The sequence below is a fragment of the Thermogemmatispora argillosa genome (assembly GCF_059696725.1).
The window spans coordinates 3,410,533-3,423,682 of the sequence record NZ_AP019377.1; the positions used below are offsets into that span (position 1 = coordinate 3,410,533).

Consider the following 13,150-nt stretch of genomic DNA (forward strand, 5'->3'; position numbering starts at 1 on the left):
ACAATCTTGCTTGATCTACTTTAATATGAGCGACACCGTTCAGGGATCGATTTCGATGATGGCCTCCATATCATGCTCATCGAGCAGATAGACGCGATCCCACTGCTCGCCAGGGATCTCCTGTAGAGCCTTCTGCAGCAGGCGAGCATGATACTCAATCACCTGGGGACCGACCTGGCGCTCGCGCTGGCGATCGCGCTCCAGGCAGGTAGCAGGCGAGACATTGAAGACCACCAGACATTTCAGGTAGCCGAAATGGAAAGCCAGCTCCCAGAGCTTGCGGCGCGCCTCTGCATGGAGGGCGGTGCTATCGGCGACCGTAAAGCGTCCATTGAAAAGACGCTTCCTGATTATATAGTGGAAAACGTCGAACGTGTCGCGATTGACCTGCTGATTGGTCGGATCGTCACAGACCAGGGCCCGGCAATAGTCGGAGGAGACCACCATCGTTGGCACTGCGCTAAAGTAGCGCGCCGCGAAGGTACTCTTGCCCGAGCCGGCTGGCCCGCAGAGGACCATGAGCGTGCGACGGGGAAGCTTCATCGAAACAGGCATGCACCTCGCTCCTTTCCACAGGCATTGCGATAGGTCCCTGGCTTTGATATAATGCCCGTGCACAAATGGCTCTAGTATTACCTATGTCCGATCTGGCGGGACGCGGCATCGTGCTGGGGAGGACGCTGGTTCTATTATCCACACCGGATCTCATCTACTTATAGCGATCTGGAGCGCACAGCAACGCACTTGCGTGCTCGCCATAGCAAGACCGAGGCCAAGCAAGACCAAGGCGATGAGTGCAGCGGCCAGTTCTCTTTTGGATTGGTAACGCACAAGCCGTCCCGCTCAGGTGCCGCGGGTGAGCCCGGCCCGATTGTACTAGTGAGGAGGCAGCTGTGTCTGTAAAAGTGCAGCCTACCACTGCAGAAATTCGTCAACGCTTCCTGGACTTCTTTATTCAGAAGGGCCATTATCCAATGCCCAGCTCGTCGCTCATCCCGCGCGACGATCCGACGGTGTTGTTGACCACCGCCGGCATGCAGCAGATGATTCCTTTCTTTCTGGGGCGCGAGACGCCTCCCGCCACGCGGCTCACCTCGGTGCAGAAGTGTTTCCGCACGACGGATATCGACAAAGTGGGCAATGAGCGCACGCTGACCTTCTTCGAGATGCTGGGCAACTTCTCCGTGGGAGACTACTTCAAACGCGAAGCCATTGCCTATGCCTGGGAGTTTCTGACCCAGGTGGTGAAGCTCCCACCCGAGCGTCTGCATCCGACGGTCCACCCCGAGGATGAGGAGGCCCCGCGCTACTGGACAGAGATCACCGGTATTCCCGATGAAGCCATTGTGCGCCTGGAAGATAACTGGTGGGGGCCGCCGGGAGCCGCTGGCCCCTGCGGACCGGATTCCGAAATCTATTATGATCGCGGCGTTGAGCATGGCTGTGGTAAGCCCGACTGCAAGCCCGGCTGCGATTGTGAGCGCTTCCTGGAGATCTGGAACCTCGTCTTTATGCAGTTCTATCAGGATCTCGATGGCAAGCGCACGCCCCTGCCACGTAAGAATATCGATACGGGCATGGGCCTGGAACGCCTGGCGATGGTGCTCCAGGGCAAGCAGTCTGTCTTTGAGACCGACGTTTTTCGGGCGATTATTGACCGCTTTGCGGCCCTGGCCGGTACGGCCTATGGCCGCGATGCCCGTACCGATACCTCCCTGCGAGTGATCGCCGACCACGGGCGCGCGCTGGTCTTTCTGGCTGCTGATGGGGTGCTGCCCAGCAATGAGGGCCGTGGCTATATCTTTCGCCGCATCCTGCGCCGCGCTGTTCGGCATGGGCGCTTGCTCGGCCTGGAGAAGCCCTTCCTGGCCGAAGCTGCCGATACGGTCATCGAACTGATGGGCGGCCACTATAGCGAGCTGCGCCAGCATCGCGACCGCATCATTGCGCTGCTTAGCCTGGAGGAGAAGAAGTTTAATCAGACGCTCACGACTGGCTTGCAGCTGTTGAACGAGCTATTGGCCGAGCTGAAGGCGCGTGGCGCGACTGTCGTGCCTGGAAGCGAGGCCTTCAAGCTCTACGATACGCACGGTTTCCCCCTGGAATTGACGCAGGAGATTGCCGCGGAGCAGGGCTTGACAGTCGATGTGGCTGGATTCCAAGAGGCCATGCGCCAGCAGCAAGAGCGTAGTCGGGCTGCCAGCCCCTTTGCTCAGGCCCGTAACGATCAGCAGCTGACTGAGATCGCGGGACGTTTGGAGCCGACGACGTTCCTGGGCTACGAGGGCACGAGCGGTACTGGCAGCATTGTGGCACTGCTGGTCAACGGCGAGGAAGTGGAGAGCGTCAGTGCGCCGCAGCAGGCCTTAGTCATTCTGGATCGCACGCCGTTCTACCCCGAGGGGGGCGGCCAGATCGGCGATCGGGGCCTCATCAAAGGTGGCGTAGGGACCTTCCTGGTTGAGGACACGCAGCGGCCCGTCAAGGGCCTGATTGTCCACTATGGCCGCGTCTCAGAGGGCTACCTGCGCGTTGGCGAGACGGTTCAGGCCGAGGTTGACGCCCAGCGCCGTGAAGATACCATGCGCAATCACAGCGCTACCCACCTGCTCCATAAGGCCCTGCGCGACCTGCTCGGTCCCCAGGTTGAGCAGCGTGGGTCGCTGGTTGAGCCGGAGCGTCTGCGCTTCGACTTTGCCTCACCGCGTCCGCTGACGAGTGAGGATCTGACCCGCCTCGACGAGCTGGTCAATAGCTGGATTCGCGCCGACTACCCGGTCATTACGGAAATCATGCCGCTGGAGGAAGCGCTCAAGACGGGCGCGATGGCTCTGTTCGGTGAAAAGTACGATGAGCGGGTGCGCGTGGTCACGATGGGGAGCAGCAAAGAGCTGTGTGGCGGCACGCACTGCCGCGCCACCGGTCAAATTGGCATCTATGTCACGACCCAGGAGACCAGCATCGCTGCCGGTATTCGCCGTATCGAAGCGCTGACGGGACGTGGCGCTGAGCAATATCTGCGCGGGCGCAAGGCTCTGGTTGAGACACTGGCCAGTCGCCTGCAGACCCAGCCCGACCATCTGATCGAGCGCGTTGATCAGTTGCGTGATGAGCTGGCCGCGCTGCGTCGCCAACTCGCTCAGTACCAGCGCGACGAGGCCAAGCGTCAGGCGGCCTCGTTGGCTGAACAGGCGCGTGAAGTGGCCGGTATACCGGTCGTGACCGCCAGCGTCTCGGCTCCCGATGATCGTGTGCTGCGCGAGTTGGCCGAGATGACGCGCAACAAACTGGGCCGCCCCGGGGTCGTGACCCTCGCGGCTGTCTACGATGAGCGGGCGAGCGTGCTGGTGCTGGTAGCTCCCGAGCTGGTTCAGCGCGGCCTACATGCGGGTAAAATTGCCGCTGCCGTCGGTCAGCACCTTGGCGGTAAAGGCGGCGGTCGGCCAGAATATGCCCAGGGCGGTGGGCGCGACAAGAGTGCCCTCAGCTCTGCCCTGGCCCTGGTCCCTTCACTGGTAGAGCAGGCCGTAGGGGCTGCTTAAGCTCGCCCCATTCGTAGCCTGCTCCTCTATCAGCGCCAGCAGCCGGCTGCTGCTGGCCAGCGAGTGGCCAGACTAAGCGGAGGTCAGTCAACTGGCCTGCCATGAATGAGCCAAGCGTAGAGCAAGGATGCTGCCACGCTGCAGCGAGGGAAAGCGCTGCTCTGCTTGCGACCGGCGGACTGGCGCATGGTTGCCTTGGGAGCGGCAAGATTGGCGGTAGTCAGGGCGGCCAAGAAAGAACCTGAACAAGGCGGGCAGCCCAGGCTGAAGACATGGATGGTGGAGGTGGAAAGGTGCAAGGCGGTGCCCCTTGTTGTCCAGCAGGCATTGTGTTATAACGTACGTGTAGTGCTCGTGTTTACCTATTAAAGCCTGGACCGAAAGGCAGCATGTTCTCTGTGGCATGCATCAACAGGGGATGTTGTGAGTTCTGATGGTAAAGCTCTTTGACCGCTTGCGCTCTTTCTTCCGGAGACCGATCAGAGAGGGCAACTACGAGTATATCCCCGAGGACGGCTACGATGAGCAATACGGCGACGGGAGCGGGCGCCAGTTCTATACTGCCCTCGATATTGGCACGGAGTACGCCAAGGCGATCGTCTTCGAAGTAGTGGATGATCAGGGGATTGTGCTGGGCGTGGGCCGACATCGCCAGAGCTACTCACATATGTCCGATGGCATCGTTACGGATATCGAGGGGGTCATTCACGGCTGCAATGAGGCGCTGATCCAGGCTGAACGAGCAGCCGGCGATATTGTGGCGCCGGATGCCGTCATTGGCATCGCGGGGGAGCTGGTCAAGGGAAGCTCGATCACTGTGACCAAGACCCGTCAGCAGCCAAACAAGTTCATCACGCCCGATGAGCTGGAAAGCCTGATCGGCATGGCGCAGCAGAAGCTGTTGAAGAATGCCCGCGATCGTATTGCAGCGGAAACGGGGTATCAGAACATCGAAGTGCGCCTTACCAACGCGGCGGTGATCTCCGTGCGCGTCGATGGGCAGGTGGTCACCAACCCTATTGGTTTCCGTGGGCGCCATCTATCCCTCACCCTCTTCAGCGCCTTTGCACCCCTCATGCAGCTAGGAGCGCTGGAAACGGTGGCTCAGGGCCTGGATCTGCGCCTGGTGGCCATTGTGGCGGAGCCATATGCCCTGGCGCGCTGCCTCAGTACCAACGCGAGTGCCGATAGCGGAGCAATCTTCATTGATGTGGGAGGTGGAACCACCGATATTGCTCTGGTGCGCCAGGGGGGCATCGAAGAGACCCGCATGTTCGCCCTTGGAGGCCGAACTTTCACCCGGCGCCTGGCGACGGGCAAAGGCCTCTCTTTGAAGGAAGCCGAGAAACTCAAGGTGCTCTACAGCAATGGGATGGTCAAGGGGCCTGAGCGCGAGGAGATCAAGGCTATTCTGGCTCCCGAGTGCCAGACCTGGATGGATAGCGTAGAGTTGCTCATCGAGGAGCTGGCGAAGAACGAACTTCTGCCCCCTGCGATCTATATGGTCGGCGGGGGCTCAGCTCTGCCCGACCTGCAAGAGAAACTGCGTAGCTTCCCTTGGACAGAACGGCTGCCCTTTGCTCGTCCACCGCTCATTGAGACGGTTCAGCCGGATATGGTCACTAGCATCCTTGATCCGCGTCAGCTCCTGCGCGACGCCCAGGATATCACACCTATGGCTCTGGCGTATCAGGCCATCGAGCTTCAGAACGAGAATAGCGCTCTAGAGCAAGCGCTCTATAAGGTCATTCAGAATATGCACCTCTGACCTGCCAGCGCGCAGCGGCGAGCAGACGAGCACGCAAACAAGCGCAGTGAGTAAGCGTGAAGAGCGGTTGCGCCTTGGCTGGCAAGCTGAAGAGCACAAACAGCATGGGACAACGACAGAAGGCAGGACCCACGTAGAAGCAGTTGCGTGCTGGCCTGCATGCAGGGAGTAGGGCACATGTCTGACGAGCAGCAGATTATTTATCTTGGCCCTGAAGAAGAACTGACCGATGTGCGCCAGCGCCTGGAGAAGGCCCCGGCGCGGCGCCTCATTCTAGTGGTGCCCCCGCAGACCAAATTGCGCAGCCATGTGGGGTGGCGGCTGCTGCATGCACGCACGCGCGAGCTGGGCAAAGATGTGCTCGTCGTCAGCTCGGATCGTCAGGTCCGTGTAGTAGTCAAGGCTGCCGGCTTCAAGGTGGCCGAATCGCTGACCTCGCCTCCCAGCAGCCGAGCGCGTCCGGGCAGCCGGCCTGCCCGTGTCCTGCAGCATGGCTCTAGCTCGCGGCCAGCAGCACGCAGCTCTACGGCGCGTACGCGGATTGAGCAGCAGCGTCGTGCCCCTGCTGGAGCTGAAGAACAGGAGAGCAAGCTATCACCGCCAGGTGCGCCCCTGGTCGGCCAGGGGGGGCGGCCAGGAGTGGGAGAGCGCGAGACGCTCTCAAGCTCCCTGGGGCGCGTACGCGAAAGCCAGGGGCCGTTCATCGAAGACCTGGCCAGTCCTCAGCATCGCGCTGAGGCCGGCGGCTCCGCCCGCCGATACTCTCAGCCATCGACCGAGCACTCCTATGACTTTCATATCGAACCAATCGATGCCTCCGCGGCGATCTCTCCATCCCTCCCATCCGAGCAAGAGGAAGATGAGGCTGAGGATACGCTGCTGGAGGATTTCCGCACCGCCCAGCACATCCGCCAGGCCGCGCAGCAGGGCCCTGCTTACGCTGCGTCTGCCGCCCTGGATCGGCAGCCCTATACTACTGCCCCCCTTGAGACAGAGGAAAGCCACCGGGAAGAAGAGGAGGCCATCGACCCTTTCAGCCGCATCGAGGACCTCTCTCCCAGCCCTCTTCCCGAGCAGCGCGGAGCCTTTGCGCCCGTCGATGAGATTGAGGAGGACATTCCGGCCATCTCCAGTCGGCGCGGCACCCTCCTCGAAGCCGAGGTCGAGGATCTGGGTGATCAGGGGGATATCGCTCTGCCATCGACGCACTTTTCTGCCGACCGCTGGAGTACCTCTGGTAGGGAAGAACCAGCCGAGGAAGGTGAAGATTTCCCGTCCGCCGTGCCCAGGTCGGAAAGGCGGACCTATGGCCAGGCGCCACCTTCGCGATTAAGCAGCCTGGGAAGAGAGAGCGCTCTCCCTGGTGCTGAAGAAGAGAGCGAAGAAGAGCTACCTATTGAGGTACTCCCCACGCGTGCCCTGCCTCCCCGTTCTGCTCCTGAGCCTTCGCGTGTCGTCAGCGGTTCCCTGGTACGGACACCGACGGGCGCTGCTTCCTCTAAAACGGCTGCTCCGGGGGCAGTGCCGCGGGGGCCAGACGAGCCGCTGCCGGGCCGGCCTCGCACAGCGGCGCCTGCTTCCAGCACCGCTAGCCGGGTGACGACGGCGCGTGCTCCTCGCCGACCAGCCTCGGCCCGCGGAGGCGGAGCCAGAGGGCCTCTCCTCTTTGTTGGCCTGCTCGTGCTGCTCTTGGCCCTTGTTGGGGTCCTGGCTTACTATGTTCCCAGCGCAGAGGTCAGTTTTACGCTGCCGGCGCGGGCCTTCAGCCAGAATCTGCAGTTGACTGCTACCTCGACAACACGCCTGAATCTGGCCGCTCATACGCTGCCGGCCCAGGTCCTGTTCTTCAGTCGCACCGCTCAGGCGCAGGGACGGGCAACCGGCCAGGCCAAAGTAGGTGTGGTGAAAGCCCGCGGTACGGTCAACTTCACCAACAAGGGGACGCGTTCCTTGGTGATCCCCACAGGGACGATCGTAGAGACTCCCTCTGGTATTCAGTTCAGAACGACTGCTGAACCGCTGCTTTCGCCCGGCTTGACTTTGCCGGTGCAGGTTGAGGCGGTCAATCCGGGCACGAGCGGCAATGTCCCGGCCAACAGTATCACTGTCATCCCGCCCGACAGCCTGCGCCAGATCGGTGCCTCGGCCGGTGAGCTGACCGTGACAAACCCTCAGCCTACCTCGGGCGGTGGCCTGGGCAGCGTGCCCCAGGTGACCAGCGCCGATGTCAATGCGCTGAAAGCCCAGTTGGATAGCCGCCTGCAACAAGCGATGCGCAACTGGCTTCAGCAACAGCTCCATAACGGAGATGTGGCCGGTAAACCAGCGATACAGGAGCAGATCAATGCTGTCCCCGCTGTTGGCCAGATAACGTCAGATGGCAGCTTCACAGCCACACTAACCCTGCAAGCTGCCATCCTGGTGGTGCGCGCGGCTGATATTCAAGAGGCGGCGCGTGCGGCCCTCAATGCTGCCATTGCCAAGCAACAACAGGGCTACGCCCTCGTTGCTGAGAAGCCTGTCTCTATTACCCGGCTTAAGAGCACGCCCAACAACAGCGGTAGCTCACTGACCATCGCCTTTGCCGCCACTGGTCTGATGGCGCCGGCCATTAGCGACGAAGAGCTACAGAGCCAGCTCAGTGGCAAGGCTAAAGATCAGGCCCTCAGCGACCTCAATAGCCTGCTGGCTGCCCGCCTCGGCAAGCAGGCGGTAGATATCCAGACGGCCATCACCGTCAATCCGGGCTTCTACCCCTGGATGCCACTGCTGCGCGATCATATTCATATCCATCGGAACATTGTCACCATCTCCTGAGAGGGCCGTAGAGACGGCGGACGGGGAAAAGCGCCGACGAGGCCGAGCCGACCAGGCTGGTCGCTCAGGCCGTCGGCGTTTTGCATTGAGGGGCGATGAGAGAGGGAAGGCATGACAGCGGCCCGCTGGCAGACAGAGATCTGTCAGTCGCTGGTTGCCCAAGGCGTCGGGTGGGTACCGCTGCCGGCCTACCAGGCATTGCCATTCTTTCTCTCGCAGCGTAGACAGCGAAGGGTTCCTTCGTTAGAATGCTATGGATACTGCTCTATAGTAAGAAGTAGTAACGGCGAAGGACAGCACGCTTGTCTGTCTGACTTTTTATGGCTCGCATACTGGCTTTAGATGTGGGAGAGGCTCGTATCGGAGTGGCCATCAGTGATGCCTCGCAGATTCTGGCCTCACCCTATACGACGCTGGAGGTAGCCGGCAACGAGGCCCGGCTTTGGGAGACGCTGCAGCGCATCATTGATGAGAACGAAGCCGAGGCGCTCGTAGTAGGGCTACCAATCAGCCTGGATGGACAGATCCATCAGCAGGGGCGGCGTGTGCTCGCCTTTGTGGAGCGCTTGAAGCGCCATATCAAGATCCCGGTGGATCTGTGGGACGAGCGCCTCTCGACGGTAGAGGCACAGCGTTTGCTCGCAGAGCGGGAGCAAGAGGAGGGGAGGAGGCGGTCCAGGCGCGGTGGTCAGCAAGGTGGTCAGGGCAAAAAAGGAAGGAACCGGCAGGGAATCGATGCTCTGGCAGCGACGCTTATTCTGCAGCAGTACCTGAATCACCGGCACCAAGCTTCAGAGGAAGCGTCACAATGAAAGTACGAGGTCCTCACCCTCCCCGCTCGCGGGGGGCCATTCTCATCGTCTTTCTGGTCTTCGCGCTGGTTCTGGGCCTCATCTATGTCTCCTGGAATCTGGTCACTGCGGTCTTTGAGCCTGTCAGCCCGCCTGGCCAGGGGCATACGGTGACAATCATTGTCCAGGAGAACGAGACGGTACAGCAGTTGGCGAATGATCTCCAGGCCAAGGGGCTGATTCGGAACACGCTGGCTTTTCGCTTCTGGGCGAAGATCAAGGGTCTGGATCAGCATTTGCAGGCCGGCGTCTACCGCAATTTGAACACCAGCATGAATATGAGCGATATCATCGACGCGCTCATGAACGCCCAGCCCGATCAGATTGTCGTGCGTATTCCCGAAGGCTGGCGGCTGGAGCAAATCGCGGACAAAATTGAGGCGGCGGGCCTGCCGCGCTTCAGCAAGCAAGATTTTCTGACCTATACGAAGAATCCGGCGAAATTTCCCGATCGCAACAAATTTCCCTTTTTAAAGCAGCTCCCGTCGGGGGCGACGATGGAGGGTCTGCTCTTCCCCGATACCTACTTTTTCGATCTCGGAGCCACGACGACCGATGTGATAGACCGTCTGCTCCAGGAATTTCAGGCCAAGGTACAGCAGTACCATCTTGACACAAAGGCGGCGGCCAATCACATGACTCTCTATCAGATGGTAACGCTGGCCTCGATCGTTGAGCGTGAGGCGGCCTTTGATAGCGACCGCCCCTTGATCGCTAGTGTCTACTGGAACCGCATCTATCGCCCGAATGCGGAGACTGCCGGCTTTCTGGACGCTGATCCCACTGTCCAGTACGCGCGCGATTCGCAGCCCGGGACGAAAACCTACTGGGCGGCCCTGACTGCTGCGGGCAGCCAGGTACTACCCGATAGTCCCTGGAACACGTATACCCATAAGGGTTGGCCGCCGACGCCGATCTGCAGCCCGAGTCTGGCCAGCCTGCAGGCGGCGGCCTCGCCGGCCAAGACCGATTACTACTTTTTCCTGAACCGGCCTGATAATGGGCGGGCGGTCTTTGCTAAGACTAAGGCCGAATTTGATCAGGAGGTTCAGAAGTATCTCAAGTAAGGAAGCAAGGTTAGGCGAGAGTTGAGCTGATGAATCTGAATCTCGGACAGGTCATTTTTCTGGCTCTGTTGCAGGGGGTTACTGAGTTGTTCCCCATCAGCAGCCTGGGGCATACGGTCGTCATCCCCGGGCTGCTGGGTTGGGGGGATCTCGTGGATAACGAACGCTTTGTCCCCTTGATTACAGCGCTGCATCTGGGAACAGCTTTGGCGCTCGTGATTTATTTCTGGCGCGATTGGCTCCAGGTGTTGCGCACGCTGTGGAAGAGCATCAAAGAAGGCCAGGTGCAGCGTGGCACTGAGGAATGGGTGAGCTGGTTGATCATTATCGGCACGATCCCGACGGGCATTCTAGGGGTCTTTCTAGAGAAGCCGCTCAAGCAGCTCTTTGCCTCGCCCGTCATCGCTGCGACTTTCCTGGTCGTCAATGGCTCGCTCCTCTTCTTTGGTGAAGCGCTACGTCGCTATCTGACGGCTCAGGAGGCGCGGCGTCTCGCGCAGAAGGATGGCAAGGCCGTGCTGCGCCCACTAGCCTCGCTCTCCTGGAAAGAGGCGGTGCTAGTGGGGTTAGGCCAATCCCTGGCCTTGATCCCTGGGATCTCGCGCTCCGGCGCATCGATGGTGGCCGGATTGGGGGTGCGCCTCAGCCATGAAGATGCGGCGCGCTATTCCTTCCTCCTGGGAACACCGATCATCTTCGCTGCGGCAGTGTTGGAGATCCCACAGCTCTTTGGTCTTCCCTCTTCCGTCCTGTTCCTGGTCTTTACCGGCATGGTACTCTCAGGGGTGGCGGCTTACCTCAGTACTAAATTCTTACTGAAGTACTTCGAAACGGGAAACCTCTATCCTTTTGCCGTCTATTGCTGGGTTGCTGGGCTGATTGGGCTTGTTTTGCTTTTCTTCGTATTGCATAGCGCCTCCTGATTAGGTAGAATTGCTTAGAGGCTGCTGGGGCAGCGCAACCAACCAAGCCATTGGAGGCAGGGTCGGCAGCAAAGCCGGTCCTGCCTGGGGTGGCTGCCCCTGGCCCGCAAAGGCCCCCGTTCTGGAGAAGGGTGGCCCTGCCGCCGTCCTGGTGAAGGCCATCTTTCCCGCGAACCGAGGTCCCTATTTTGAACTTTTGAGGAGAAGGTAGGAACACCGCGTATGAAGAACCAGTATCTTTTTTACGCCGCTCTTGCTGTAGGTATTATCCTGCTCATCCTCGGCATCGTGTTCGAGGTGTCTCATCATCCTACGCGCGGCCTGGTCGGCCTGATCGTCGGTGCGATCCTCCTGATTGTTGGGATCGTCGGTATGGTGATGGGGCGGCCCAAAACAGCCTAGCTGAGCCTGCTCGTCGTTGTCGCTGACCTCTGGACAGTTAGTTACAGGCTGAGCTGACTGGCCCCAAGAGAGGGAGGACAGGGAGCAACAGCGTAGCAGCTGACTCTCGCTTGGCTGCTCTCTGTTACTTCCTCTCTTGTTGGCTTTGTGCCGAGCAAGATCCCTGAGCTGCCCCGGTTATGCTCGCTCGCTTCTAGCACGCGCCAGCCTCTCTGAAGGCTGTCCAGTCCCTCGCTCTCATGACATAAGCTAGCTGCAAGCATCAAAAATTGTAAATCGCTTTAGAAAAGGGTGGAGTAATGAAAAATTCATCCAATCCTACAGTGTTTGTTTTGGCGATTATCGTAGCGATTGTGGCGCTGATCGTGGGGGTCTATTATCTGATCCCTGGCATTCCTCACGTGCTCGCTTCGCCGCCAACTGCTGTGCATGTGAAACACGCCGTGCTCTTTTTTGCGATCGCCGTCATCTGTGTCATTGGCGCGCTGGTGACGCGACCGCGGGCCGCCTGAGCCTTGGTAAGCCAGGCAGAACGTGGGAGAGCGCTGTCCCCCAGTCTGAGTCTATGAAAGCAAGCAAAGGCAGGCCGGGCAGAGAGAGCTAATCACCGCCTCTCTCTGCCTTGTATTATTTGATCTCCGCTCCTGGTGTGGCCTCAGCCGGCAGAAGCAGCTTGCTGTCTGGGATAAACTAACTGGAGGCTCCAAGTAAGCTGTCCACGATCTGAGGGTAGCCGCGCAGAAACTCAGCTGCACTGACGGCCTTGCGACCTTCTAGCTGCAAGCGACTGACCAGTAGCCAGCCTTCTCCGCAAGCGACCGCCAGCAGCTCTTCACCGGCAGCCGTGTAGCGCTTGACCGTCCCCGGGGGCAGGCCAGCGGGAAGAGCCTGCCCTGTCAGAGCGGTGGCTGTCAGAATCTTGAGCAGCTTGCCGCGCCAGAAGGTGTAGCTGCCAGGCCAGGGGGTATAAGCGCGTACCATGCGCGCCAGCCAGACCGCCGAGCGCTGCCAATCAATCTGGCCATCCTCCTTGCGCAGCATACGGGTATAGCTGGCCTGGCTCTCGTCCTGGGGCTGAGGTGTGATCTCGCCAGCAATCCAGCGTGGGAGCGTCTCCAGCAAAGCCGCAGCGCCTAGCTCAGAGAGCTTAGCGCTCAGCGTTTCCGTAGTATCATCGGGAGCGATCGGCAGGCGGCGCTGATGGAGAATCGGGCCGGTGTCAATGCCGGCGTCGAGCAGCATAATGGTCACACCGGTCTCGCTCTCTCCCTGCAGAATAGCCTCACTAATTGGTGAAACGCCACGGTATTTCGGCAACAAAGAAGCATGAATGTTCAAGGTGCCGTAGCGCGGCTGATCAAGCACAGCTTGGGGGAGGATCTGACCGAAAGCCGTGACGATATAGAGATCGGCGCGATAAGCCGCCAGGGCCTCAATCGTTTCTGGGCGCTTAAGAGATCCGGGCTGCCAGACGTGAAGGCCATGAGCGAGCGCAACCTGTTTTACAGGTGAAAAGGCCAGTTGGTGACCGCGGCCTGCAGGCTTATCGGTACGGGTGATCACCGCCACAATCTCGTAGCCTTCCGGCAAGACCGCCCCGGGCCTGGCCCCGCGGATCAAGGCTTCTAGAGGCGGCACGGCGAACTGAGGAGTACCCATGTAAATCAGTCGAAGCATAGGTCTGCTAAGCCTTCTCCCTTCTACACGAATTCCGTCCCTTATAGTAGCATTTTCAGGCTATCCACCCCTTGAGGCGTGCCAATATGGTATACTGCACTCA

General features: G+C 60.0%; 10 protein-coding genes. 8 read left to right on the forward strand and 2 right to left on the reverse strand.

All coding sequences use genetic code 11. From position 1 onward, the window contains the following. Positions 1–39 precede the first annotated feature (39 nt). Positions 40–555, reverse strand: coding sequence for an AAA family ATPase (locus AC6H1L_RS13335; RefSeq protein WP_497597979.1), 516 nt, complete (start codon positions 553–555; stop codon positions 40–42). Between the two features lie 338 nt (positions 556–893). Between AC6H1L_RS13335 and alaS the strand changes: the two genes are divergently transcribed. The 8 genes from alaS (at position 894) to AC6H1L_RS13375 (ending at position 11,882) form a co-directional block, all read left to right on the forward strand. Then, positions 894–3,542: an alanine--tRNA ligase gene (gene alaS / locus AC6H1L_RS13340; protein WP_497597980.1), complete on the forward strand. Its 2,649-nt coding sequence runs from the start codon at positions 894–896 to the stop codon at positions 3,540–3,542. Between the two features lie 433 nt (positions 3,543–3,975). Continuing rightward, complete coding sequence (locus tag AC6H1L_RS13345) at positions 3,976–5,310, forward strand: cell division FtsA domain-containing protein (RefSeq protein WP_497597981.1); 1,335 nt, start codon at positions 3,976–3,978, stop codon at positions 5,308–5,310. Between the two features lie 177 nt (positions 5,311–5,487). After that, on the forward strand, positions 5,488–8,127 hold the full coding sequence (locus tag AC6H1L_RS13350) for a baseplate J/gp47 family protein (RefSeq protein ID WP_497597982.1): 2,640 nt from the start codon (positions 5,488–5,490) through the stop codon (positions 8,125–8,127). 320 nt (positions 8,128–8,447) lie between these two features. After that, positions 8,448–8,939 carry a Holliday junction resolvase RuvX gene (gene ruvX, locus AC6H1L_RS13355; protein ID WP_497597983.1) on the forward strand — a complete coding sequence of 164 codons (492 nt, stop codon included), beginning with the start codon at positions 8,448–8,450 and terminating at the stop codon, positions 8,937–8,939. Next, positions 8,936–10,045 (forward strand): endolytic transglycosylase MltG, encoded by a 1,110-nt coding sequence (mltG, locus tag AC6H1L_RS13360; RefSeq protein ID WP_497597984.1) that lies wholly within the window; start codon positions 8,936–8,938, stop codon positions 10,043–10,045. Before ruvX ends, mltG begins: the two co-directional genes overlap by 4 nt. Positions 10,046–10,074: 29 nt before the next feature. Then, positions 10,075–10,968, forward strand: a complete 894-nt coding sequence (locus AC6H1L_RS13365; RefSeq protein WP_497597985.1) for an undecaprenyl-diphosphate phosphatase — start codon at positions 10,075–10,077, stop codon at positions 10,966–10,968. A 222-nt stretch (positions 10,969–11,190) separates the two neighbouring features. Beyond that, positions 11,191–11,370 (forward strand): hypothetical protein, encoded by a 180-nt coding sequence (locus tag AC6H1L_RS13370; RefSeq protein ID WP_497597986.1) that lies wholly within the window; start codon positions 11,191–11,193, stop codon positions 11,368–11,370. 299 nt (positions 11,371–11,669) lie between these two features. Next, on the forward strand, positions 11,670–11,882 hold the full coding sequence (locus tag AC6H1L_RS13375) for a hypothetical protein (protein WP_497597987.1): 213 nt from the start codon (positions 11,670–11,672) through the stop codon (positions 11,880–11,882). A 178-nt stretch (positions 11,883–12,060) separates the two neighbouring features. On the opposite strand, the gene fmt is transcribed toward AC6H1L_RS13375, so the two are convergent. Next, positions 12,061–13,047: a methionyl-tRNA formyltransferase gene (fmt, locus tag AC6H1L_RS13380; RefSeq protein ID WP_497597988.1), complete on the reverse strand. Its 987-nt coding sequence runs from the start codon at positions 13,045–13,047 to the stop codon at positions 12,061–12,063. Positions 13,048–13,150: the final 103 nt, after the last annotated feature.

What these genes read in the sequence shown, in the direction of transcription:
- AC6H1L_RS13365 (WP_497597985.1), top strand. Translation starts at nt 10,075, where the DNA reads ATGAATCTGAATCTCGGACAGGTCATTTTTCTGGCTCTGTTGCAGGGG.
- AC6H1L_RS13350 (WP_497597982.1), top strand. Translation starts at nt 5,488, where the DNA reads ATGTCTGACGAGCAGCAGATTATTTATCTTGGCCCTGAAGAAGAACTG.
- fmt (WP_497597988.1), bottom strand. Translation starts at nt 13,047, where the DNA reads ATGCTTCGACTGATTTACATGGGTACTCCTCAGTTCGCCGTGCCGCCT.
- ruvX (WP_497597983.1), top strand. Translation starts at nt 8,448, where the DNA reads ATGGCTCGCATACTGGCTTTAGATGTGGGAGAGGCTCGTATCGGAGTG.
- AC6H1L_RS13345 (WP_497597981.1), top strand. Translation starts at nt 3,976, where the DNA reads ATGGTAAAGCTCTTTGACCGCTTGCGCTCTTTCTTCCGGAGACCGATC.
- AC6H1L_RS13375 (WP_497597987.1), top strand. Translation starts at nt 11,670, where the DNA reads ATGAAAAATTCATCCAATCCTACAGTGTTTGTTTTGGCGATTATCGTA.
- AC6H1L_RS13370 (WP_497597986.1), top strand. Translation starts at nt 11,191, where the DNA reads ATGAAGAACCAGTATCTTTTTTACGCCGCTCTTGCTGTAGGTATTATC.
- AC6H1L_RS13335 (WP_497597979.1), bottom strand. Translation starts at nt 555, where the DNA reads ATGCCTGTTTCGATGAAGCTTCCCCGTCGCACGCTCATGGTCCTCTGC.
- mltG (WP_497597984.1), top strand. Translation starts at nt 8,936, where the DNA reads ATGAAAGTACGAGGTCCTCACCCTCCCCGCTCGCGGGGGGCCATTCTC.